This window comes from Bacillus sp. BSL6 (assembly GCF_052928345.1).
Map to the genome: position 1 here is coordinate 374,061 of NZ_JAVGCW010000005.1, position 22,923 is coordinate 396,983.

Consider the following 22,923-nt stretch of genomic DNA (forward strand, 5'->3'; position numbering starts at 1 on the left):
TGTCCAACAAAATTCCGCACATATGAGAGGAGTTTATAAAACTATGCGCTACGTTATTATAACAGGAACTTCACAAGGTTTAGGTGAGGCTATTGCCACACAATTGTTAGAAAAAAATACAACTGTCATCTCTATTTCTAGAAGAGAAAATAAAGAGCTTACGAAAATCGCAGAACAATATAATAGCAATTGTGTTTTCTACTCCTTAGATCTTCAAGATGTACATAATTTAGAAACAAACTTTAAAGAGATTCTTTCATCTATTAAAGAAAACAGCGTATCCGCTATTCATTTAATTAATAATGCGGGTACAGTTGCTCCTATGAAGCCAATTGATAAAGCAGAAAGTGAACAATTCATTACAAACGTTCACATTAATTTACTTGCTCCAATGATTCTTACATCTACTTTCATGAAACATACAAAAGACTGGAAAGTAGATAAACGCGTTATAAATATTTCATCTGGCGCAGGAAAAAATCCTTATTTCGGATGGGGCGCTTATTGTACGACGAAAGCTGGTGTAAATATGTTTACACAGTGCGTAGCAACGGAAGAAGCAGCAAAAGAATTCCCAGTAAAAATCGTCGCTTTTGCACCTGGTGTTGTTGATACAAATATGCAAGCACAAATTCGGGAAACAAATAAAGAAGACTTCACAAATTTAGATCGATTCATCGCATTAAAAGAAGAAGGAAAGCTATTATCACCTGAATACGTTGCAAAAGCTATTCGTAACTTACTAGAAACCGAAGACTTCCCTCAAGGCGAGGTTATTAGAATTGATGAATAACAAAAAGGCGTGCTATTTTAGCACGCCTTTTTGTTCTACTTCTCTAAAAATATAAGCACAGACTCCGCAATTTGTTCATAACCAATTTCTTGATAAATTTTATTCGATGTTGGATTTGCCAGGTCCGTATATAATGTCGTTGTTTTGTAACCTTCATCTAACATACGTTGACTAAGTGCCGCTACACAATTAGATGCGTATCCCTTTTTCCTTTCTTCTTTCGGCGTATATACGAAATTAACTGTTATATTATTTTTAGTTGGACGTGTTTTTGCTGCTACAGAAACAAGTTTTCCATCTACTTCTAGACCAAATAAACGATGATTAGTAATTAATGTATGTGCCGTTTGTTTTGTTTCCTCTTTCGTAGTAGGAAGATTCACATCTTCGCAAAATTGGTATATCCACTGTTCTATTAATGTTAGCTCATCACTATTTACTTCTCGAAAGACTTCATCTCCGTTCCACTTTTTCTTCACTTGTTTTAATTCATATATACCTTGCTCCATCGCAACAGTAGTTTTCTTATTTTCTAACACTGCAATCTCTTCGGCTAATCTCTGTACAATTTTCTTATTACCGATTAATCCAGGAACATCTGGATATACTTCCGCTAATTTTTTGGCAAGTTCCACGATGTCCTCTTCCACCATTTCAGACGTAGCAACAATAATTTGTTTCTTCTCTTCTGTTTGAAGAAATACAACCGCAATTTCTTCTCCTTGTTTCGCTATCCCCATAAATATCGGTTGGTGGACCATTTGTAATACGCCTAATATGAGATTATTTTCCTGCTCATTCTTTTCTAGAAATGGTTTAACCTCTTCTTTAAAATTAAAAATCTCTTCATATACATGCAATTGAATCATCGACAATCTCTTCTCTCTATTTATAGTTTTATTAAGGTATTGGCGATTAATTCACTAAATTCCTCTTTTACGATTCAATAATATTCGAAGCTAACGTATTCAAATTATTTTCAGCTTGTAAAATTCTCTGTTTTTCCTTTTCAAATACCTCTTCTTGTCGAAATGACTCTTTTCGATTGTTAATCATGCGCTCCATTTCTTTTTTACTCGGCCCACCGTATACATTTCTTTTTTGTATAAAAGCTTCTGGCGATATAATTTCTTTCCACTCTTTTTCTAATAAAGTTATATTAAATTTTTCTTGTAAGTACATATTCACATCTTTCAAATGTAATTCATGAAGCTCCTTTTTCTGCTCCAATAACATATTTGCAATAGCACTCGCTGCATGATGCGCATGCCGAAATGGAATGTCATAGTTTTTTGTTAAAGCATCTGCGAAATCAGTTATCGTAATTGCATGTTTATAGGAACGATTTTTCAACGTTTCTTCCTCTACCTTCATCGTTCGAATAACTGCATTCATAATAGAAAAAACACGAATAGTCTTTTCAATCCCTTTATATAAGTATGGCTGCAAGTCATCCTCTGTATCAACAATATCACCAAATGGTGTATTATGAATCATTTGAAATACTGTAAATGCTTCTCCTAAAGCACTACTCGTAATTGCACGGGCGTGTTCAATCGAAACTGGATTTCGCTTTTGCGGCATAATACTACTAATTTGCACATATGGCTTCGCCACAGTAATACCATCATATTCTTTCGTCGCTAATAGTAAGAAGTCATGGATCCATCTGCTCGTATTCGTCATCATTACCATAAGTAAAGAGCTAACTTCTAATAAATAATCCGCTCCAGCAACAGCATCATATGAGTTCTCAATTACATTTGTAAACCCAAGTAACTCGGCAACTCGCTCTCGTTTAATTGGGAAACTTGTTGTAGAAAGCGCAGCCGCTCCCATTGGGGAATGATTTAAAAGTTTGTACGTTTTTTTCATGCGTTCTAAATCTCTCTGCATCGTATCATAAATCGCTAACGTATAATGACCAAATGTTGTTGGCTGCGCTGGTTGTGTATGTGTATAAGCTGGCATAATCGTTTCCTTATGATCAGCAGCAAATTGCAGTATACTTTCTTGCAATAACAAATGATGTTCCATTAATCGTAGCACATATCGCCTTAAACTCATGCGATACATCGTAACACCCATATCATTTCTACTTCTACCAATATGCATATTACTTACAAAATCGCTTTTCGCTTCTTGAGAAATTAAATGTTCCACTAAAAAAAAGAGATCTTCATGCTGCTCTGTATAGAGCAATTGCTCTTTTGGAATTTCCTCAACCTTTTTTAGTGCTTGTAATATAAATTTAGCTTCTTCCTTTTTCATTAAATTTTCTTCCATCAGCATCACAATATGCGCTTTATGCACTTGAAACATATCTTTCAATAAGTAATTTCGTTGAAACTCAAATACATGTTGTAATACGCAATTCACGTATGTTTTCCCAGGGAAATCAGCGCCTTCACTCTTTATAAACTCTTCTTTACTTTGTTTCATCACCTTTTCCCCTTTCACCTAAGTATTACTACCCATCATACCCAGAGATAGGAAAAAAGTGCTTGTACACAAAAATAAACTCGGTGCTCTTTGCACCGAGTTTATTTAATAAAAGTCGCATCATACTTATCACTTTGCAACACTTGGAAATGTAAGTTTGCTAAATGTTTCCGTATTTCTGCACTGTCATCTTCATTTAAATTATTTGCTAAGAACACTATTTCTGTACAGTTCCCGCGTTTGTCCATCGCATAAACTGCTTTTGTAACTGTCCATGGCGTATAGCCATTTTTTTGCCCTGCATGTCTAAATGTTTTACGGTATTTCTTAGCGCTCATATCTGTTTCAACGATATTGGCCCATACTTTTTCTTCTGCTTCTGTCAGGTCGCCTTTATGATTCGCCTTTTGAAGTAGTACCATATAATCGTTTGCAGAAGCAGCTGGCAATCGATCTGACCAAATTTTATCGTAACGTTCCTCTAAATAAAGAGGAATTTCCTTCTGTAATAATGGCCCCTTCTTTTTTAAACGCTCATGAATAATCATCGCATATTGACGATATTGCTCTTGAGACATTTCTTTTAACTTTTTCTCTATTTTATATTTCGGAACGTGTAGTTCTTTATGCAAATATCCTGGAATGTATAAAGATGAAACGATTGGAAATAGCGGCTGATGTGCTGGAAGCGATAAACTTTGTAAATTCCGATTAATATTATCTAATCCTAACACTTCCATTAAATATTCAGCATTCGCATTCGAACTAAACTTAACCATTCCTTTTGCCACTTCTTCTAAAGAAATCGCTCCTTCAGTTATCTTACCTGTCTTCTCCAAATACCTTTGCCATCTATCTTGCGCTCCACCATCTGTATTCGGCACATAATAACGATTCACATCATTAATTGAAACAAAACGAGACGAATCAATCTTCCCTTCTGTAACTTGTTTCGTATATTCAAGCGCCACAATTAATTTCATTGTACTAGCAACTGGCAATACAACATCTGGATTTACAGAATAAACAATTTTATCATTTCTCTTTACTAAAAGTGCACTATTTTTTTCATCTTTATGTTCTTCAATAAAGGATGCGATATACTGCGCATCATCATTATTTGAACTCCAAACTTTTTTCACTAAAAAATTACCCGATATTAGCAAAACGAAAATACCCACAATCACTGCGCATACTATAGTTTTTTTCAAGTAAAATTCCTCTCCTATTGTGTAGCTCTTCTCTATCTATCTCTTACAAACAAAATAATGGAGATGATTATTTTAGTAATCATCTCCATTATTTTAACTTGTATTCTCCCATTATGTCTACGTCATAATTTTAACGAAATCTTCGAGGAATTTTTTATAGTGTAACGACCAACCAATTCGAACCCAATTCTTTAAAGCTTTTGCATCAGGTTGAGGACGAAAATCAGCAATACTCTCTCCTTTTGCAATCCCTACTGTATCTACATCGACACGGCGGTATACATAGTCCAAAATAGAGGGATTTGCCGCAACCATCATTGTAACGACGTCATGTACTGGACTCCCTGTTATTTTCGGATTTAATTTTCTATAAGCTTTATAATAATACGTAAAAATCGGTTCAATTAATTTATTAAAACTCGTTTTAGAATGTTTCGTAATGTACTTTACCATCTCTGGCGTAATTATAGCTTCAGATGTAACATTAAGCGGCACCAATGTCACATTCTTGGCATTTTGCATTACTAATTGTGATGCAATAGGATCACCATGAAAATTCGCTTCTGCGACTGGTGTAACATTTCCAGGCATTAAAAAAGCACCGCCCATTATATAATATTCTTTCACATACTTCATCAATGGTTTTTCTAAAATAAATGCTGTCGCAAGTGTCGTTGACCTCCCGGCATCAACTATAATTAATTCTCCTTTATATTTTTCAAGAATGTCAAAAAACTCACAAAAAGGCCTTATATTTGGAGAAAGATTTTTTGGCGGTCGAATTGGTCCTAAACCTTCCGCCCCATGAATTTCTGGATAATACGTTGTAATATCTCCAGATAAAGGGATTTTCGCACCATTAATAATAGGTATATCTTCCCGCCCTGCCAGTTGCAATAAATATGCCGCATTACTTGTCGCCTTTTCTTGCGTTACATTTCCATATCCAGTTACTACACCAACAATATCAATATCAGGATGCAACAATCCATACATAATTGCTAAAGAGTCATCAATTCCTGGGTCTCCTAAAAATAATACTTTTTTCATCGCCCTCAACTCCATCCCCTCAATTGTTATTAATTTATGAATATTCACAGGATTACAGAATAAAAAGAACAAATTTATACGAAAAAACGCAGTCCTGTAAGGACTACGTTTTTCATCTAACCTATACTGTTTTTCTTCACAGCAACCATGCTTCCTAAGATATAAGCGATAAACGCAAAACAAATCGGGAAGACAACTGTATGTATACCGAACGGATTTGAATAGAAAAGATGAATGCACATATATGAGCTTACTCCAACTAAAATGGAGGCAAGCGCTCCTGTTGCATTTCCTTTCCTCCAATATAACCCTAATACAATCGGCCAAATGAATGCTGCTTCTAATCCACCGAAAGAAAATAAATTTAACCATATTAAAAAATCTGGTGGTTTAATTGCTGCTGCATAAACGAGCAATCCTACGATAGCCGTAATCCATAAACTTCCTTTTCTAATCGTACTGTCTGCCGCATCTTTATTTATGTAATTTACGTATATATCTTTAATGATTGATGAACTTACAAGTAATAATAGCGAGTTTACTGTAGACATAATTGCCGCCATCGGTGCGGCTAAGAAAACTCCAGCTAACCAAGGAGGTAACACTTCCATTGCAAGTAGCGGCATTACTTTGTCTGGTACCGCTATACCCGGAAGTACGACTCGTGCAAATACACCCGTTAAATGCATACCAATCATAATGGTACCGACAACAATCGTCCCAATTATTAACGCTTGATGCATCGCTTTTGAATTTTTATAAGACATGGCACGCACACTAATTTGCGGTAAACCGACAACGCCAATTCCAATTAAAATCCAAAATGATGTCACATATGATTTTGTTAAACTACCATCTGCTCCGAATGGTGTAATTAAATTCGGATTGATTTGAACAAGTTCCTGCATAATCTTTTCAATTCCACCACCGGCAACGACAGTAGCGATTAAAATGATTGTCGTTCCAACTAGCATAATGATACCTAATAACGTATCTGATAAAGCAACCGCACGAAATCCACCAATTAATACATACACAAGTACAGAAAAAGTAAATAAAAATAGTGCTGTTGTATAAGAGAGACCCGTTAGCGACTCAATTAATCGACCACCGCCGACCCACTGAGCTACTGTTGCTGAAAATAAAAAGATAATAATACATACCGCAGAAAGTATAACAACTGCTTTATTATTGTATCTTCCCTTTAAATAATCAATAAGAGTAATAGCTTCCATCTTCCTAGCGATAATTGCAAACTTTTTACCGATAACCGTTAAAACGATATATCCTGTTACAACTTGAATCGCAGACAACAATACCCATCCAAGCCCCATATTGTAAGCAATACCAGGACCACCAATAAAGCTACTAGCACTACCGTACGTAGCAATCATTGTCATTGCTAATAATAAACCACCGAGCTCACGCCCACCTAAAAAATATTCTTGCAAAAATTTATTATGGGCAGTCGCTTGTACACGTCTTGAAGCATATACACCAATTAAAAATACAACGATAAACGAAATTATCATTGGAATGATTACATACCAATTCATCTATTATTCCTCACTTTTTTCTTCCTCATCGAGTGAAATATCTTGAAATACAAAACGAACAACTAAACTAAGTAAAATAACCATAACGATAAATCCAACGATACAGCTATAAAAAAACCATGTTGGAAAACCGAATACATATGTATATTCACTTGGATTTTTACTACCAAGCCCATAAGCAAATCCGTACCATATTATAAAATTAATAATTGCAAGTCCAAGACCAATTAACGCTTCTCTATGGGCGATTCGAAAGCGTGGATCATCATGATAATTCTTCATTTTTCTCCCTCCTCTCACGATGTATTATTGTACCACTGTTCCTCTAGTTTTTCCTACTAGAAAGCAAAAACAAGCAGGATTTTTTATAATTATATAGAAGATTCTCTTACATTACATATTTTTTACAATTGTAACACAAATGAAATTTGAATTTTCAGTATTTGTTAATTATGATTTAAATTAGAGGCTTTCCATCTAGTTCCTACATCCTTGATCTCGGAATAAACGCCGTCTCGTACTGCGTTTACATTATATTTTCAAGGGGGTTATACAATGAGTCAACTAGCTGTAAATCTTCATGAAAAGGTAGAAAAGTTTCTTCAAGGTACGAAAAAGTTATATGTGAATGGATCATTCATTGAAAGCGCTTCCGGAAAAACGTTTAACACACCTAACCCAGCAACTGGCGAAACACTTGCCGTCGTTTCTGAAGCTGGTCGCGAAGATATTCATAAAGCTGTCGTTGCAGCTCGCATGGCTTTTGACGAAGGTCCTTGGTCTCGCATGAGCACTGCTGAGCGAAGCCGGCTTATGTACAAGTTAGCTGATTTAATGGAAGAACATAAAGAAGAGCTTGCACAGCTTGAAACGTTAGATAACGGAAAGCCAATCCGTGAAACAATGGCAGCAGACATACCACTTGCAATTGAGCATATGCGCTATTATGCTGGCTGGGCGACGAAAATCGTTGGTCAAACAATCCCTGTTTCCGGTGATTACTTTAACTATACACGTCATGAAGCTGTTGGTGTCGTTGGTCAAATTATCCCTTGGAACTTTCCACTTCTTATGGCAATGTGGAAAATGGGAGCAGCGCTTGCTACAGGATGTACAATCGTTTTAAAACCTGCAGAACAAACTCCACTATCTGCCTTATACTTAGCTGAATTAATTGAAGAAGCTGGATTCCCGAAAGGTGTTATTAATATCGTTCCTGGATTCGGTGAATCAGCTGGACAAGCTCTTGTTAATCATCCACTCGTTGATAAAATTGCATTTACTGGTTCTACTCCAGTCGGTAAGCAAATTATGCGCCAAGCATCTGAAACATTAAAGCGCGTTACACTTGAGTTAGGCGGTAAATCACCAAATATCATCTTGCCAGATGCTGATTTATCTCGCGCGATTCCTGGTGCACTTTCTGGTGTTATGTTTAACCAAGGACAAGTATGCTCTGCTGGATCACGTTTATTTGTTCCGAAGAAAATGTATGATAATGTCATGGCTGACCTTGTCCTTTACTCTAAAAAATTAAATCAAGGTGCTGGCTTAAGTCCAGAAACTACAATCGGTCCTCTCGTTTCCGAAGAACAACAAAAACGTGTAATGGGCTACATCGAAAAAGGGATTGAAGAAGGTGCTGAAGTACTTTGCGGAGGAAGTAATCCATTTGATCAAGGCTACTTCGTTTCTCCTACAGTATTCGCTGACGTAAATGATGAAATGACGATTGCAAAAGAAGAAATTTTCGGTCCAGTTATTTCTGCTATACCGTTTAACGATATTGATGAAGTAATTGAACGTGCAAATAAATCACAATTCGGCTTAGCAGCTGGTGTGTGGACAGAAAATGTTAAAACAGCACACTACGTTGCAAGTAAAGTACGTGCTGGTACAGTATGGGTAAACTGTTATAACGTCTTTGATGCAGCATCTCCATTTGGAGGATTTAAACAATCCGGTCTTGGTCGTGAAATGGGATCTTATGCATTAAATAACTATACAGAAGTGAAGAGCGTTTGGCTTAACTTAAATTAAAGAGAAAGAACCTGACCTATCCGGTCAGGTTCTTTTCATTATGTATGTCTTTAAACTTGCAGTCCCCCGCTCACATTTAATACTTCTCCTGTAATATAGGATGCGTATTCTGATGCTAAGAAGGCAGCTGCGTTCGCGATATCTTCTGGCGTTCCAATTCTACCAACCGGAATCGCGCCGACCATCTTTTCTTTCACTTTATCTGGTATCGTTTTTGTCATATCTGTATCCATAAATCCTGGGCAAATCGCATTACACGTAATACCGAAATTTCCAACTTCTTTCGCTGCCGTTTTCGTTAAACCTACAACGCCTGCCTTCGTAGCTGCATAGTTTGCTTGACCTATGTTTCCTTCTCTACTAATTGAAGATATATTAATAACACGTCCATATCCTTGTTGTCTCATGTAAAGCAGCGCTGGTTGCATACAATAAAAAACTCCAGTTAAGTTCACTTGTAATACTTGTTCCCAAGCAGACTTCTCCATTTTATGTAACATTGCATCTCTTGTAATCCCAGCGTTATTCACCAAAATATGTAATGTTCCGAATTTTTGAACCGCATATTCAATTAACGACTTTGCTTCATTTTGATTACTCACATCACATCGATATAAGCTCACTTCATATCCTTCATCCAAGAACTCACGTGTCGTTTTTTGTAATTTCTCTTCATTTACATCGCTAATTAATACTTTCGCCCCTAGTCTTGCATACACCCTTGCAATCTCTTTTCCAATTCCCTGTGCAGCTCCTGTTACAACAGCTGTTTTCCCGTTTAAAAACTCCATACCTATCCCCCATTTCTATTACTTATACTGTATATTTCGGCTTTTTACTTTCCAATTCCTCTTTGTATAAAAAAGTCTATTTGTGTCAAACTAACTTTGCAACGTCGCATAAAGTGAAACTTTAATCAGTGAGGATTTTCTTCATCCCCACTGATTATTAGCCCTCACCAATCGGACTTTTATGGGCAGCCCGCCCCCCACCTAACTTCTTTGCTTTCACTGAATTTTAAGGTGGGGGGCTTACTGCCCATTAAAGCGGGATAAAGTGCAAGGAGATTGTGTCGAATGAACAAAAAAAATTTCAAACAAAACAAAGCTACTGATGGCATTGATGTAGAGTTCTCTCGTGAACTTGCTGACCACAATGACTTAGAAGCAAACGCACGTGCAAATGCCGCTGATGCACGTCAAAAACGCCAGTCAACTGAAAAATAAGGAAAGCACAACCTTATTCTTTTCAACAGGGACCTACTACCCAACAAAATAAACCGAGAAACATCTCTCGGTTTATTTTCTATATTTTTTTGTATAATGTGCCAAAGTAAGTAGCGGATAAATTTGGGCATAGCTATGATAACGAATATAAAACCCACCAGGTAAACCTGTTCCAGTAGGATATTTTTCATTCACATAAGGATTCGTAAGCAAATATGAAATGCCTTTTCGAATAGCTGGCGTTTCTGTATCATAGTAAGAAATGAGAGCATCTAACGCCCATGCTGTTTGAGATGGTGTACTAAATGGTAAAGTAATGAATCTTTTCTCCATACTACTTTGGCATGATTCCCCCCATCCACCATCTTCATGCTGTATATGTTCAAGCCATAAAGCTGCTCGTTTCAATGATGGATTGTTAGATGGAATTCCGAGTGACCGTAAACCTGTCATAACAGCCCACGTACCATATATATAACAAATCCCCCATTTCCCATACCATGATCCATTTTCCTCTTGTGCATTCATTAACCAATTTATCGCACTTTGTTTTTGTTTCTCAGGTAATTCATTTTGCGTATATGTCCCGAAAAGCTCTAACACTCTTCCTGTAATATCTGGTGTGGAAGGATCTGTAATCATATCACTTGCATTTTCGATTGGTAAATTTGCTAATAATTTGCTCGTCACACCTTTTTCAAACGCTCCCCAGCCCCCATCATTATTTTGTAATCCTTTAACCCAATCAATCCCTTTCTGCCAAGCATTATTTACCTTTTCATTCTCTCTACTTCTTGCCAACACTCTTAGTACAGCGGTTGTATCATCAACATCTGGAACTGTCGTATTTACATCCGAAAAACCCCAACCGCCAGGAGTAAGTGCGGGAGCATGTACGCTCCAATCAGCTTTTTTTGTATGCTGTTTTTTTAATAAATATGTTATTGTCTGTTGAATCATCTTGTGATCTTTCGGAACGTGTGCCTCTTGTAACGCATAGCTGAGTAAAGCCGTATCCCATACAGTTGAAGGAGAGTTTTGCAAGTGACTCCCTCTTTCCATCTTCCATATATAAGATGTTATACCAGCTATAGCCTTTTGAATCAGTGATGATTGAAGAGAATGCCCTAACGCAAGTAAAGCATAAATCATATAAAACGAGGCAGTTGCGTAACTATATAACGTTCCATTTTCATCAATACGCTCTTTCATGAAACGTTCGACTTCCTCATATCCTTTATGATGTAACGAAAGTGGATACGAGATAATTTGTTTTACATCACTTAATAACGTTTGAAACAAAGGAGACCGATCCTCCCGAAACCATTCTCCACCCCCGCCCGCAATGTGATTTAAATTTGGCAATAACTTTTTCCCTACTCGAAATCTTTTATTTAAACACACCATCATCGGAATTAAATGGATACGTGCTGAGCTACTCAATTCAAATATACTGAGGGGGGAATCATTCTGTAGAAACATGATTGGTGTTGGTAAATGAAAGAGTGAAGGATATTCATATTCTCCATGAATTGCTAATAAAAACTTGGTCATAAAATGAGCACGCGCCACGCCTCCGCGTTCCTTAATAAAATTTTCCGCTCGCTTCATATTCGCATCTTCTTTTGTATATTTTTGCGAAGCAAGTAAGGCAGCATAAGATTGAATGGTAGCTGATAAATTACCTCCCACTTCATCTTCATACAATTTCCACGTTCCTTCATTTGTTTGAAGTGATGCTAACCTTTTTACAAACGGTTCTATCTCTTTATCTCTACCTAATAATTTTAATAAAAAAATCATATGGCAATCTGTTAATGGAGCTCCTTCAAAACAAAATCGCCACGTACCATCTTGCCGTTGCATCGTTTGAAGTGCAGTTGCTCTTCTCGCTATTTCTTCATGCACTTTTTCATATAATAACAAATTACTCACCCACCCTTTCGAAATCCGTATAACGATATTCAAGAAAGTAGCTGAATATGTATGAATACAAAGAAAAGCAGAACATATAAGATGCTCTGCTTATAAACAATATCCTACTCCGACAATAATCCCTAATAAAGCACCAACTACTACTTCATACGGCGTATGCCCGACAAGTTCATTTAACTTCTTATATTCTGTTTGTCTACCGTGAAAAAACTCATTCAATATTTTCGCCTGTTTACTTACTGCAAGCCTTACTCCTGAAGCGTCATACATAACTATAATGGCAAAAATAGCAGCAATTGCAAATAAAGTACTTTCCACACCTTCCACAACGCCAACACCTGTCGCCAGTGCTGTAACAGTTGAAGCATGAGAACTTGGCATCCCACCTGAAGCGAAAAACTTTGCAAAATCAAATTCACCCGTTTTAAATAATTTAAAGACTACTTTCGTTAATTGTGCTAAAAACCATGAAATTACAGCGGCCATAAGCGGATCGTTATGTAAAATCGTTTCCACGTTCTCAGCTCCCTACTAGCTATAATGGAAATCCTATAGTATCAGTATAAAGAAAAATGCGTAGAAAATACTACGCATTACGATACTTTTGCTGATTTATTTTTTATAAATTTCGGTTGTTTCTGCACCAAGAACTTTGTTTTCGCTACCGAGAATACAACTAATGCAACCCATATACAGAAAAATGCAATCATATGAGTAGATGTGAAATGTTCACCAAATACGAATACACCTAAAATCAAACTAATTGTTGGTGCAATATATTGTAAAAACCCTACCATATAAAGCGGAATAAGTTGGGCTCCTTTTGCAAAATAAAAAAGTGGCAATGCTGTAACAATGCCCGCCCCTATTAATAGTAATGTCGATGACATTGAGATCGAGCCAAATGAGCCGAAACCATGTACTCCTGTCATTACTAAATAAATAATCGCAAACGGCGTTACTAACATCGTTTCCATCGTAAGTCCAATTGTCGCATCATAGTTTAACATTTTTTTTGTTAATCCATATAATCCAAATGAAAGGGCAAGTGATAAAGAAACCCACGGAATAGCCCCGAAACGTACTGTTAAAATGATAACCCCTACTCCAGCTAAACCAACTGCAACGTATTGCCAAAAGTTTAACTTTTCCTTTAAAACGACTGTACCAAGTAAAATACTGATAAGCGGATTAATATAATAGCCAAGACTTGCTTCAATGACATGATTATGATTAACGGCCCATATGTAGACAAACCAGTTTCCGCTAATCAAGACTGAAGCTATTGTTAATGACATTAATAATTTAGGTCGTTTAAAAAGATTCACGAACTCCCCAATAAACTGACGAAATCTCTTCGTAACACCTAATACGATTAACATAAACACGAACGCCCAAACGATGCGGTGTGCTAATATTTCATCTGCTGGAACTTCCTCAACCCATTTCCAATAGATTGGTAGTATTCCCCACATCGTATACGCACCAGCCGCATATATAATCCCTTTTTTTTGCTCTGCTGATTGACTCCCCATCTTCCTTTTCTCCTCTTCTCGTTTTTCTCCATTATACGGCCCCACGTGCTCACTTTACCAATAATCAATCTTCAATTCTTTCGACATTTCTCATACAACAAAAAGTAAACATATTGTGATAACGACAAGTAACGGTATACCGAAAACAAATTTCTTTTTATGAGTTTTATGGTGAAACATATACATACCGATCCAAGCACCAACTGCGCCCCCAGCTGCCGCTGATAAAAACAACGTACTTTCTGGCGTTCTCCACTGTTTCTTCTTCGCTTTCCGTTTATCAAGCCCCATAAGGCTAAAAGCTATAACGTTAATAAGAATAAAATAAATCCATTTCATCGCTTTCTCTCCCTATGAAAAATTCGCTTAATCGTAACATGAAAAAACGATGGAAACAACTGAAGAACACTTTTTATCAAACTAGTTTAATTCATTACTTGCATATTTATATAACCAATTAAAATCGCAGTTATAGCAATTAAATAGAAGAATGTTATGAGCAAAATCTTATACTTCATTTCCTTCACCCACGACCATATCATCGAAAAAACTTCTCCCAATCACTTTTTCATCAAAGTGAAGAACTACAATTAGCCCTACATATAAAGAAACGAAATTTAAAAACCATTCCCCATTATCATCCTTATTAGCTAAACATTTAAATATCTCTTGAAATTGCATACGCTCGTCTATAGCAACAACCGGTCGCACACCAAAATATTTCAATACGAAATGTAAATCAAGCTGCACGGATAAGGATAAAATATATTTTAATAACTCCGTATAATGAGCAACATTTTTTTGACTATATAACTTCACGAGCTTTTGATGTAAATGAGCAATCGATAATTCTTCATCAGTCATTTTTGTTGCTTCTATCGTTTCAATCATCTTCTTCATATTCATTACATTTACCCCTCCTGTTACAAAACAAAAGCCAAAGCGTATTTATTTTATAATCAGCAATAATTGAGTATTTCTCGTCTCTCTCTCTTCTTCACTAACTAAGTCATACTTTTTTAGAAGGTGAAAGACATCATTTAATATTTCCTGTGAATGATTACCTTGCAAAAATCCCTTTACCTCTTTAAAAATCACTTCCGGTAAAAAACTCTTTTGGCTTTCAAGCTTACTCATTACATCTTCAATAGAATGATCGATATTACACCCCATAATAAAATTCCTCCTCTATCCTTTATAAATAATATCTTCTGCTAACGATGTAAACACTTCTCCAACAAGAGAATCTTCATCATATACAGATGAACCGTTATTTTCTTCACGTTTTGCAAAAGGTACTTGTGCGATTACTTCTGTTTGCAATTGTTCTGCTAACATTTCACCGCCGCCTTTTCCGAAGAGGTAATTTTTCGATCCATCTTGTTCTTCATAATAAGCCATGTTTTCCACAATACCTAAAATCTCGTGTTTCGTATGTTTTGCCATTACCCCTACTCTAGATGCTACGAATGAAGCTACATTATGTGGTGTTGTAACGATAATTTCTTTCGCCTGCGGAATCATTGCTGCAACATCAATGGCAACATCTCCTGTACCAGGTGGTAAATCAAGCAGTAAATAATCTAATTCTCCCCAGTGCGTATTCGCAAGGAAATTTTGAATCCATTTATTTAACATCGGTCCGCGCCACATAACCGGATTATTTCCTTCTGTAAAAAATCCCATAGACATGATTTTAATACCATGACTAATAACTGGAATTGCTGTTTGATCAATCATCGTTGGTTTTTGATTCGTTTCCATCATAGCAGGAATGCTAAAACCATATATATCTGCATCTAATATCCCCACTTTTTTGCCCATACGAGCTAAAGCAGTTGCAAGATTAATTGTTACAGTTGATTTTCCGACTCCACCTTTTCCGCTCGTTACAGTAAGAAATTGTACTCCTGAATCAGGACGAAGCATGCTTGGCATACCAGTTTCTGTTCTAGTATTTTTCTTTAACTTCTCTGTTAAGACTGCACGTTCTTCTTTTGTCATAGAACTAAATGTTACAGCCACTTTAGAGGCACCAATTGCGTGAAGCGATTCTTCAATATCTTGTTGAATTTTTGATTTTAACGGACACCCTTGAATCGTTAGCACTACTTCAAGTTTAACCTCTGTGCCATTCATTTGTATATTTCTAACCATGTTTAACTCTACAATACTTTTGTGTAATTCTGGATCCTCTACATGTTTTAACGCATTCATTATTTGTTCTTGAGTAAGCATAGAACTCATCCCTTCTCGTATTCGAATTTATATATAGCATCTTCTTATCGTTTCAAGAAACGCTTATTATCCACCACTAACAGGCGGGATGAATGCGACAATATCTCCAGCTTGTATCATCTCGTCATTCGTTACAAACTCTTCATTAACAGCCACCATCACTCTATCAAGCGATTGTAAACTATAGTTTGCTTTGAGCCATTCTTTTAATTGCTGCACAGTCATTTCTTGTTTTTCGGAAATTACGAATCGATCTAACCCGACTTCCTCACGCAAATTTGCAAACAGTAAAATTGTAATCATTTTCTCATTCTTCCTTCTTCGGTTTTCCTTCTGGATAAGGTGTATTTTCAAGCTGATCGCCAATCCACATCGTCCCATCTTCCCAAAATTCTTTTTTCCATATTGGAACGATTCGCTTTATCCGTTCAATTGCGTATTCATTCGCTTCATAAGCTACTTTACGATGCGGTGATGAAACTGCAATGACTACCGCAATATCCATTATTTCTAGCCGCCCTACACGGTGCGTAATTGCTACTTTTGCGTCCGGCCATCTTTCACTAATTTCTTCACCAATTCTCATAAGTTGCTTTACTGCCATCGGTTTATATGCTTCATACTCTAAATGTAGCGTTCGTTTTCCCTTTGTTAATTCTCTCACTGTACCAATAAAAGTTGTAATCGCACCTGCGTCTCTTCTTGCAACCTTATTTGTTACTTCTTCAACTACAATCGGTATATCTACAATTTCAAATAGCACTTGTCCCATTAGAATCACCTCTCACTTTATAAAATGTCCAAGGCCATTCACTACCTTCGTTATCTTCCAACAAGAGAACATCTACGAACATATCTTTTTTATACCCTCTCGTACCACCTGGAAGTACAATAAATATATTTGTCTCTGCTAGAGAAGAAACTGAGCTAGATTTATCAAACCCTGACGGATAAGCGATTAACTGCCCTTCGTTATATGTTAGTTTTCCTCGTACAAATCTTGTAAATGGATTTGGCTTTAAAAAGTCTTCTCCTAATAACGCTTTTTCTCTTTTTACATGTGCTTTTTCACTAAACATATACGTTCGAATACAAGGTCTTACAAACAATTCAAATCCTACGTAACAAGCAGATGGATTTCCTGATAATCCAAATAATAACTTGCCATTTAATTGCGCTACAGTCGTAACACTTCCTGGCCTCATTGCAACTTTATTGAAAAGAACTGATGCACCTAATTTTTCATATATAGCTGGCAAATAATCGTAATCCCCTACTGATACACCACCTGTTGTAATGAGCATATCTACTTGGCTTAATGCTTCTTTTACAGCCGTAAAACACGTATAAAAATCATCGCTAAACTTCCCAAAATATTTTACTCTTCCGCCTGCTCTTCGGATTTGAGACAATATCATATACGTATTACTATTTCGGATTTTCCCTGGCTGTAATGAATCGTTTACATCCAGTAATTCACTGCCAGTCGCTAATAGTCCAACTACAGACTTTCTCGCAACTGGCACCTCGCTATACCCGAACGTAGCAAGAAGAGCTGAAATACCTGGATGAATGTATGTTCCTTTCTTTGCAAGAACCGTTCCTTTACGAGCATCTTCACCTTGAAAAGAAATATTATCGCCCGTTTTGAATGACCGTTTCAATTCCATATACTTACTGCCAGCCTCCTCATATTGACGAGTCAGCTCTAGCATAACAACTGCATCACATCCACTCGGAATCTGTGCTCCCGTCATAATTCGAACTGCTTGAAACGGACCTACTTTCTCATCGAATAGCGATCCTGCACCAATTTCACCCACTACTTCAAATACAATTGGCGTTTCATAACTTGCTAAATTCGTATCTTCTGCTCTAATAGCAAATCCGTCATACGGGGAACGATTGAATGAAGGTACGTCATGGTCAGCTACTAAATCCTCCGCTAATACACGTCCATAAGCTAATTCAATAGGTAGTAGCTCCTTTAAACCCCCATTAGCAAATTCCATTACTTTACGAACAGCTTCTTCAACCGTAATTGGCACTCTTCTTTCCATTATTGACACCCCTTTCTATTAACCGAATACGTGATAATATAACTGTTTTGCTTTTAAAATATCATTTGTACCATGAATGAAAACACGACCATCTCGAAAAATAACGACGCGGTACTCATCTAATTGGCAAGATAGTAAATACGGATTCCGATCTACTTTCCCCAGTTTATTTAATACTTTTTCTATATCATCAAAATTGTACTGTCTATTTTCTACCGGTCTAATTTGAACTGTATTTCTTCCGCACAAAACAGCTACCTTCGTTTGGTTTTCGTATGATAAATAAGGATAAGTTCGATTCAAACCACATGAGAGACAAGCATCTGTTTTTATTTTCCCTAATTTTATAAAATGGTTTTGATTACTCCATATATCAAATATGAAAAATGTTTTTCTAATTGCTGCAAAATCTTCTACTAAAATTTTGAGTGCTTCCGCCACTTGATATGCTGCGACGATTTGTACAGTCGGGCTAATAATTCCAGCTGTATCACACGTCACACCTGTAACTGGAACGTTCTTCAGCACACAATGTAAACACGGTGTCTCTTGCGGAATAATTGTACAACTCATACCGTACGAGCCAACGCAAGAACCATATACCCACGGGATATTATGTTTTTGTGATAAGTCATTTATTATAAATCGGATATCGAAATTATCTGTTGCATCAATAATTACATCGACATTTTCTAATAGCCCTTCCAAGTTTTCTACACACGCATCCATTACGAAAGCATGTATTTGTACTTCCGAATTAAGTTTTTCTAGCCGATTTTTAGCAGCGATTGCTTTTGGCAATTTCTCTCTTACATCTTGTTCAGAGTACAATTGTTGCCTTTGTAAATTACTCCATTCAACGTAATCACGATCTATGATCGTCAACTTGCCAATACCTGCACGTACGAAACTTTCGGCACTTGCACTTCCTAATGCGCCTACTCCTACAATTAACACATGTTTATTTCGAATTTTTTCTTGCCCTCTACTCCCAATTGCTTTAAACAAATGTTGTCGTGAATACCGCTCAGCCATTGCATACCCTTCCTCTCACGCACTCTATTTCATATTAGAATGTTGTTTTTGATAACAAGCAAAGTACGCAAATCCAACAAAACCAGCTCCGCCAATTACATTTCCGATAAAGACAGGAACAAAATTTTTAGCAAGATCCATCCATGTGAGATGACCTGCAAAAATAACTGCTGAGATGACAAACATATTTGCTACCACTTGCTGAAATCCAATCACTACAAATGCCATAATGGGAATCCAAATTCCGATTATTTTTCCGACAAAATCACTCGTCCCATAAGCGAGCCAAAGCGCCAAACAAACGAGCCAATTACACCCAATTGCTAAAATTAAAGTTCTTCCAAAAGATTCATGTAACTTGCCTTCTGCTATCGCTACTGTTTTATTTAAATAATCCCCCTCTGTTAATCCGCCAAGATGACCGAAACAATACGCTACGAAGATAGCTCCTACAAAATTCATGAAAGTAATCCAAATCCAGTTATTTAGCACACTAACCAATGTAATTTTCTTTGCATATAGCGCCATAGACAGTGACATCATATTTCCGGTAATTAATTCTCCTCCCGCTAATACAACGAGCATGAGTCCAACAGGAAAAACCGCTCCTCCTAAAACATTTACTAAACTCCCCCAGCGCTCAGGCAAATTACCTAAAACGCGAATGTTAAGTAAAAAACCTAGCGAAATAAACGCTCCTCCTAAAAAACCGAGAATAAGCATTGCTGGCAAGGTCTGACTTACTTTTTGAACACCGGCCTCAATGACAAGCTCAGCAATTTGTTCCGGTTTATGAAATGCCATTACTAATTCCTCCATTTTCTCCAAATAAAAAAGCAGCTTCAAAAAACCTCCTCAAAATAAAGGTTTTTGAATGCTGCTTAATTTCTCTGCACATCTTTTACAGAGAGATCAACCATCACTTTTACTATAAAATAGAAAATCTACAACCGTTGCACATCTTCCATTTTGTATATACTTCATCATATTGTCACTTATATATATCAACCACCAATATGTGACATTTCAATTTTAGGTGCTCTTTTTTTACTTGTATGACTTAAGCGTTCATCTGAATAACGATCTTCTCGTTTGTTCCATATATCGCGTACGACATCTGTTATTTCCTCGTCAGTGTATTCTGATCGAAGCAGTTCTCTCAAATCATTTCCTTTAGAAGCGAACAAACAAGTATATAATTTTCCTTCTGCAGAAATACGAGCTCTCGTACATGAGGAGCAGAAGGAGTCTGTTACTGATGAAATAATACCTATTTCTTCATCACTTCCAATATAACGATAGCGAGTCGCAACCTCTCCTGCATAATTCGCTTCTATTCGTTCTAATGGCATAACTTGATGAATCGTATCTACTATTTCTTGTTTAGAGACAACCTCTTTTAAATCCCAACCGTTATAATTTCCAACGTCCATATACTCAATAAAACGAAGAATATGTTTATTTTCCTTAAAGTATTGCGCCATCTGCAAGATATCCTGTTCGTTTTTCCCCTTTTGAACGACCATGTTTATTTTAATTTTCATACCGACTTCAGCTGCAGCTTGTATTCCTTCCAGAACCCTTTGTACTTTGCTTCTATTACCATTTAAATAGAAAAACCGCTCTTCTTCTAAGGAATCTAAACTAACTGTCACACGTGATAAACCCGCCTTATATAAATCAGGAGCAAACTTTTTAAGTAACGATCCATTAGTTGTTAAACCGATATCCTCCACACCATCTATTTTATTCAGGCGCTCGATAAGCTGCGGAAGACCTCTTCGAAGTAACGGTTCTCCGCCTGTAATCCGTAATTTTCTAACACCTAAAGAAACGAAAATACGCGTTATCCTTTCAATTTCATCAAAAGATAAAATTTTATCATTAGACAAAAACGAGTAATCAGGACCAAATATTTCTTCTGGCATACAATATCGACAGCGAAAATTACAGCGATCAGTAACTGAAATACGTAAATCCTTTAACGGACGTTGTAGTTTGTCTAATGTGACAGATTTCATATTTATTGCCTCGCTTTTACTTATTTTATATTTAAAACACGCTCCGGATGCGTATATACATTTAAGGATTCATTCCGAATAAATCCTATCGTAGTAATACCTAATTCTTCAGCTAGCTGTAAAGCCAACTCAGTTGGAGCTGATTTTGACAGTATAATTTCACAACCAATTTTTGCAACTTTCAATAATATTTCCGAAGAAATACGACCGCTAAAAACAATGATTTTATCTCTTATAGAAATATTATTTTTTAAACAATAACCGTAAATTTTATCTAACGCATTATGCCTTCCGATATCCATTCGACTTAAAATAATACCATTCACATTGCACAAAGATGCATTATGAACGCCGCCTGTATGACGAAATGTCTCCGCAGATTGTTGCATTTCTTTCATTAATCGAAAACAGTCTTCTGCAGTAACCTGTACATGGACGCCATTCATTTTCTTTGCGCTTAGTGCATCATTTGCAAAAACAAATCCTTGTCTACTCATACCACAGCATGAAGTAATATAACGTTTATTTTGCATTTGTTCGTAATACGGATTTACTTTTGCCGTCGTGACATGTACAAATCCTTCTTTCTCTTGTACCCATATGTCATCAATATCTTCATACTTCCGAATGATTCCTTCAGATGCTAAGAAGCCTATTACCATATCTTCTATATATTCTGGAGTACTAACCATTGTAACAAACTCCTGTCCGTTCATTTTAATCGTGACTGGAAACTCTGTTACAATGCTGTCCTCTATATGTTTAAACGCCCCTTGTTCATAACGAAAGATTTCTCTTTCTACCTGTATCGGTTTCACGATCAGTATCCTTCTCTCACGTTATATTTTTATCAAAAACAAATACCGAAACTGCAATATCTTCTTCTACTTTCATATCTGAAAACAAATTCACTAATTTCGCTCCAACAAGTTCCTCCAAATGTTCACGGGAATTTGCAGCATACACTTCTTGAATCATTTTCGTTCTAGCCATATGAACCATTTCCGCACCGTCCATCGTACTTGAAATGAATTTTTCAGTAGGTGTTAAGTTTCCGTAAAGAGTCGCAATCGCCATATTTTCAGCGAAAACAGTATGAATTCGTTCTGGCCCTTTTCCGAAAAGTTCCTTTCGAAGTTTTCGAATCATATCATTAAATTCATGTACTTTTTTTGACATACAATTATACCTCCCAAAAAACCTCATTTTACTTTATTATATATTTTACCAAAATGAGCCTTCCGCCCAAACTATTTCGTACAAACATTTGGGCGAAAAGGTTCACTTCATGAAGTTTATTCTTCTTTTAATCCTTTTCCCATACCTTTTAAGAAATGAAGCCCAAACCCGATAGCACGGTTAATGTCTGGATCTTTCAATACTTTCATAAGATCGAATACCCCTACTTTTTTATTACTCTCTAGATGTTCATTACCTTTTTCTAGCCCTACTAATAAGCTACCTATAAGCTTTTTCGTAAGCTCCGGATCAAGTTCTGTTAAAGCACCCGCAGCCCCCATCATATTATTAATTAAATTTGTAACGGGCTCACGAGTCACTTGACCAAGAACAATCTTTGCGATTGGTTCTTTCGCCTTTAGCATAGAATTTGCTGCTTCTAGCATGCCAATATCATTCAATTCCCCTACTATATTAAACATTTGATTTAGAGCGTCTTCATTATTAGCTAGAAGCTCTTTTAAATCATCTAATTTTTGCTGTTTTACTTCTTCCTCAGTTAATTCTTGTTTTTGAATCATTTTTATAGGTGCAGCCATATT

26 protein-coding genes are annotated in these 22,923 nt (G+C 36.5%); 3 read left to right on the plus strand and 23 right to left on the minus strand.

Features of this window, described 5'->3' with window-relative positions:
- Window positions 1-43 precede the first annotated feature (43 nt).
- Window positions 44-793, plus strand: coding sequence for a (S)-benzoin forming benzil reductase (locus RCJ96_RS18705; protein ID WP_316150922.1), 750 nt, complete (start codon window positions 44-46; stop codon window positions 791-793).
- A 35-nt stretch (window positions 794-828) separates the two neighbouring features.
- Here the strand turns inward: RCJ96_RS18705 and RCJ96_RS18710 are convergent, their stop codons facing one another.
- From RCJ96_RS18710 to RCJ96_RS18735, 6 genes are all read right to left on the minus strand, one after another.
- On the minus strand, window positions 829-1,662 hold the full coding sequence (locus tag RCJ96_RS18710; RefSeq protein ID WP_316150924.1) for a GNAT family N-acetyltransferase: 834 nt from the start codon (window positions 1,660-1,662) through the stop codon (window positions 829-831).
- A gap of 67 nt (window positions 1,663-1,729) precedes the next feature.
- Window positions 1,730-3,235, minus strand: coding sequence for an argininosuccinate lyase (argH, locus tag RCJ96_RS18715; RefSeq protein WP_074609615.1), 1,506 nt, complete (start codon window positions 3,233-3,235; stop codon window positions 1,730-1,732).
- A gap of 101 nt (window positions 3,236-3,336) precedes the next feature.
- Window positions 3,337-4,446, minus strand: coding sequence for a serine hydrolase (locus RCJ96_RS18720; RefSeq protein WP_316150926.1), 1,110 nt, complete (start codon window positions 4,444-4,446; stop codon window positions 3,337-3,339).
- Between the two features lie 117 nt (window positions 4,447-4,563).
- Window positions 4,564-5,511 carry a nucleoside hydrolase gene (locus RCJ96_RS18725; RefSeq protein WP_009879443.1) on the minus strand — a complete coding sequence of 316 codons (948 nt, stop codon included), beginning with the start codon at window positions 5,509-5,511 and terminating at the stop codon, window positions 4,564-4,566.
- Between the two features lie 101 nt (window positions 5,512-5,612).
- A complete protein-coding gene (gene panF, locus RCJ96_RS18730) occupies window positions 5,613-7,052 on the minus strand; it encodes a sodium/pantothenate symporter (protein WP_316150928.1) in 1,440 nt (479 codons plus the stop codon).
- A gap of 3 nt (window positions 7,053-7,055) precedes the next feature.
- Window positions 7,056-7,334 carry a YhdT family protein gene (locus RCJ96_RS18735; RefSeq protein ID WP_316150929.1) on the minus strand — a complete coding sequence of 93 codons (279 nt, stop codon included), beginning with the start codon at window positions 7,332-7,334 and terminating at the stop codon, window positions 7,056-7,058.
- Between the two features lie 273 nt (window positions 7,335-7,607).
- On the opposite strand from RCJ96_RS18735, the gene dhaS reads away from it, so the two are divergent.
- Complete coding sequence (gene dhaS, locus RCJ96_RS18740; protein WP_042514765.1) at window positions 7,608-9,092, plus strand: aldehyde dehydrogenase DhaS; 1,485 nt, start codon at window positions 7,608-7,610, stop codon at window positions 9,090-9,092.
- A gap of 50 nt (window positions 9,093-9,142) precedes the next feature.
- On the opposite strand, the gene fabG is transcribed toward dhaS, so the two are convergent.
- Window positions 9,143-9,883 carry a 3-oxoacyl-ACP reductase FabG gene (fabG, locus tag RCJ96_RS18745; protein WP_270794209.1) on the minus strand — a complete coding sequence of 247 codons (741 nt, stop codon included), beginning with the start codon at window positions 9,881-9,883 and terminating at the stop codon, window positions 9,143-9,145.
- 285 nt (window positions 9,884-10,168) lie between these two features.
- On the opposite strand from fabG, the gene RCJ96_RS18750 reads away from it, so the two are divergent.
- On the plus strand, window positions 10,169-10,318 hold the full coding sequence (locus tag RCJ96_RS18750) for a YfhD family protein (RefSeq protein WP_001035808.1): 150 nt from the start codon (window positions 10,169-10,171) through the stop codon (window positions 10,316-10,318).
- Between the two features lie 72 nt (window positions 10,319-10,390).
- Here RCJ96_RS18750 and RCJ96_RS18755 read toward each other — a convergent pair whose 3' ends face one another.
- The 16 genes from RCJ96_RS18755 to RCJ96_RS18830 form a co-directional block, all read right to left on the minus strand.
- On the minus strand, window positions 10,391-12,244 hold the full coding sequence (locus RCJ96_RS18755; RefSeq protein ID WP_074609139.1) for a terpene cyclase/mutase family protein: 1,854 nt from the start codon (window positions 12,242-12,244) through the stop codon (window positions 10,391-10,393).
- A 99-nt stretch (window positions 12,245-12,343) separates the two neighbouring features.
- The gene (locus tag RCJ96_RS18760; RefSeq protein WP_000447815.1) at window positions 12,344-12,769 is read right to left on the minus strand and encodes a divergent PAP2 family protein; all 426 of its coding nucleotides are present in this window, start codon (window positions 12,767-12,769) and stop codon (window positions 12,344-12,346) included.
- A gap of 77 nt (window positions 12,770-12,846) precedes the next feature.
- Window positions 12,847-13,788 carry an EamA family transporter RarD gene (rarD, locus tag RCJ96_RS18765; RefSeq protein WP_000535534.1) on the minus strand — a complete coding sequence of 314 codons (942 nt, stop codon included), beginning with the start codon at window positions 13,786-13,788 and terminating at the stop codon, window positions 12,847-12,849.
- Between the two features lie 90 nt (window positions 13,789-13,878).
- The gene (locus tag RCJ96_RS18770; protein WP_074609136.1) at window positions 13,879-14,127 is read right to left on the minus strand and encodes a DUF1294 domain-containing protein; all 249 of its coding nucleotides are present in this window, start codon (window positions 14,125-14,127) and stop codon (window positions 13,879-13,881) included.
- 168 nt (window positions 14,128-14,295) lie between these two features.
- A complete protein-coding gene (locus RCJ96_RS18775; protein ID WP_074609134.1) occupies window positions 14,296-14,694 on the minus strand; it encodes a hypothetical protein in 399 nt (132 codons plus the stop codon).
- Window positions 14,695-14,736: 42 nt separating this feature from the next.
- Window positions 14,737-14,961: a hypothetical protein gene (locus RCJ96_RS18780; protein ID WP_000501867.1), complete on the minus strand. Its 225-nt coding sequence runs from the start codon at window positions 14,959-14,961 to the stop codon at window positions 14,737-14,739.
- A gap of 15 nt (window positions 14,962-14,976) precedes the next feature.
- The gene (locus RCJ96_RS18785; protein WP_074609133.1) at window positions 14,977-16,026 is read right to left on the minus strand and encodes a P-loop NTPase; all 1,050 of its coding nucleotides are present in this window, start codon (window positions 16,024-16,026) and stop codon (window positions 14,977-14,979) included.
- Between the two features lie 66 nt (window positions 16,027-16,092).
- Window positions 16,093-16,329: a molybdopterin converting factor subunit 1 gene (gene moaD / locus RCJ96_RS18790; protein ID WP_000628476.1), complete on the minus strand. Its 237-nt coding sequence runs from the start codon at window positions 16,327-16,329 to the stop codon at window positions 16,093-16,095.
- 4 nt (window positions 16,330-16,333) lie between these two features.
- Window positions 16,334-16,798 (minus strand): molybdopterin synthase catalytic subunit MoaE, encoded by a 465-nt coding sequence (moaE, locus tag RCJ96_RS18795; RefSeq protein WP_074609129.1) that lies wholly within the window; start codon window positions 16,796-16,798, stop codon window positions 16,334-16,336.
- Window positions 16,779-18,086, minus strand: a complete 1,308-nt coding sequence (gene moeA / locus RCJ96_RS18800) for a molybdopterin molybdotransferase MoeA (RefSeq protein ID WP_316150931.1) — start codon at window positions 18,084-18,086, stop codon at window positions 16,779-16,781. Before moeA ends, moaE begins: the two co-directional genes overlap by 20 nt.
- Before the next feature lie 18 nt (window positions 18,087-18,104).
- The gene (locus RCJ96_RS18805) at window positions 18,105-19,121 is read right to left on the minus strand and encodes a molybdopterin-synthase adenylyltransferase MoeB (protein ID WP_074609125.1); all 1,017 of its coding nucleotides are present in this window, start codon (window positions 19,119-19,121) and stop codon (window positions 18,105-18,107) included.
- A gap of 24 nt (window positions 19,122-19,145) precedes the next feature.
- A complete protein-coding gene (locus tag RCJ96_RS18810; RefSeq protein ID WP_000864003.1) occupies window positions 19,146-19,925 on the minus strand; it encodes a formate/nitrite transporter family protein in 780 nt (259 codons plus the stop codon).
- A 200-nt stretch (window positions 19,926-20,125) separates the two neighbouring features.
- On the minus strand, window positions 20,126-21,142 hold the full coding sequence (gene moaA / locus RCJ96_RS18815; RefSeq protein ID WP_000844136.1) for a GTP 3',8-cyclase MoaA: 1,017 nt from the start codon (window positions 21,140-21,142) through the stop codon (window positions 20,126-20,128).
- A gap of 20 nt (window positions 21,143-21,162) precedes the next feature.
- The gene (fdhD, locus tag RCJ96_RS18820) at window positions 21,163-21,960 is read right to left on the minus strand and encodes a formate dehydrogenase accessory sulfurtransferase FdhD (RefSeq protein WP_000802674.1); all 798 of its coding nucleotides are present in this window, start codon (window positions 21,958-21,960) and stop codon (window positions 21,163-21,165) included.
- Window positions 21,961-21,976: 16 nt separating this feature from the next.
- Entirely contained in the window at window positions 21,977-22,321 is a 345-nt protein-coding gene (locus tag RCJ96_RS18825) for a DUF2294 domain-containing protein (RefSeq protein WP_000039582.1), read from the minus strand.
- 116 nt (window positions 22,322-22,437) lie between these two features.
- Window positions 22,438-22,920 (minus strand): DUF1641 domain-containing protein, encoded by a 483-nt coding sequence (locus RCJ96_RS18830; protein ID WP_000729904.1) that lies wholly within the window; start codon window positions 22,918-22,920, stop codon window positions 22,438-22,440.
- Window positions 22,921-22,923: the final 3 nt, after the last annotated feature.

Coding starts and splice junctions, on each gene's coding strand:
- moaE (WP_074609129.1), bottom strand. CDS start 16,798: ATGGGACAAGTGCTATTTGAAATTGTAGATATACCGATTGTAGTTGAA.
- moaD (WP_000628476.1), bottom strand. CDS start 16,329: ATGATTACAATTTTACTGTTTGCAAATTTGCGTGAGGAAGTCGGGTTA.
- moeA (WP_316150931.1), bottom strand. CDS start 18,086: ATGGAAAGAAGAGTGCCAATTACGGTTGAAGAAGCTGTTCGTAAAGTA.
- moaA (WP_000844136.1), bottom strand. CDS start 21,142: ATGAAATCTGTCACATTAGACAAACTACAACGTCCGTTAAAGGATTTA.
- RCJ96_RS18810 (WP_000864003.1), bottom strand. CDS start 19,925: ATGGCATTTCATAAACCGGAACAAATTGCTGAGCTTGTCATTGAGGCC.
- RCJ96_RS18770 (WP_074609136.1), bottom strand. CDS start 14,127: ATGAAATGGATTTATTTTATTCTTATTAACGTTATAGCTTTTAGCCTT.
- RCJ96_RS18780 (WP_000501867.1), bottom strand. CDS start 14,961: ATGGGGTGTAATATCGATCATTCTATTGAAGATGTAATGAGTAAGCTT.
- panF (WP_316150928.1), bottom strand. CDS start 7,052: ATGAATTGGTATGTAATCATTCCAATGATAATTTCGTTTATCGTTGTA.
- fabG (WP_270794209.1), bottom strand. CDS start 9,883: ATGGAGTTTTTAAACGGGAAAACAGCTGTTGTAACAGGAGCTGCACAG.
- argH (WP_074609615.1), bottom strand. CDS start 3,235: ATGAAACAAAGTAAAGAAGAGTTTATAAAGAGTGAAGGCGCTGATTTC.
- RCJ96_RS18750 (WP_001035808.1), top strand. CDS start 10,169: ATGAACAAAAAAAATTTCAAACAAAACAAAGCTACTGATGGCATTGAT.
- RCJ96_RS18735 (WP_316150929.1), bottom strand. CDS start 7,334: ATGAAGAATTATCATGATGATCCACGCTTTCGAATCGCCCATAGAGAA.
- RCJ96_RS18725 (WP_009879443.1), bottom strand. CDS start 5,511: ATGGAGTTGAGGGCGATGAAAAAAGTATTATTTTTAGGAGACCCAGGA.
- RCJ96_RS18805 (WP_074609125.1), bottom strand. CDS start 19,121: ATGGCTGAGCGGTATTCACGACAACATTTGTTTAAAGCAATTGGGAGT.
- RCJ96_RS18785 (WP_074609133.1), bottom strand. CDS start 16,026: ATGCTTACTCAAGAACAAATAATGAATGCGTTAAAACATGTAGAGGAT.
- rarD (WP_000535534.1), bottom strand. CDS start 13,788: ATGGGGAGTCAATCAGCAGAGCAAAAAAAAGGGATTATATATGCGGCT.
- RCJ96_RS18825 (WP_000039582.1), bottom strand. CDS start 22,321: ATGTCAAAAAAAGTACATGAATTTAATGATATGATTCGAAAACTTCGA.
- RCJ96_RS18710 (WP_316150924.1), bottom strand. CDS start 1,662: ATGATTCAATTGCATGTATATGAAGAGATTTTTAATTTTAAAGAAGAG.
- RCJ96_RS18775 (WP_074609134.1), bottom strand. CDS start 14,694: ATGAATATGAAGAAGATGATTGAAACGATAGAAGCAACAAAAATGACT.
- RCJ96_RS18705 (WP_316150922.1), top strand. CDS start 44: ATGCGCTACGTTATTATAACAGGAACTTCACAAGGTTTAGGTGAGGCT.
- dhaS (WP_042514765.1), top strand. CDS start 7,608: ATGAGTCAACTAGCTGTAAATCTTCATGAAAAGGTAGAAAAGTTTCTT.
- RCJ96_RS18830 (WP_000729904.1), bottom strand. CDS start 22,920: ATGGCTGCACCTATAAAAATGATTCAAAAACAAGAATTAACTGAGGAA.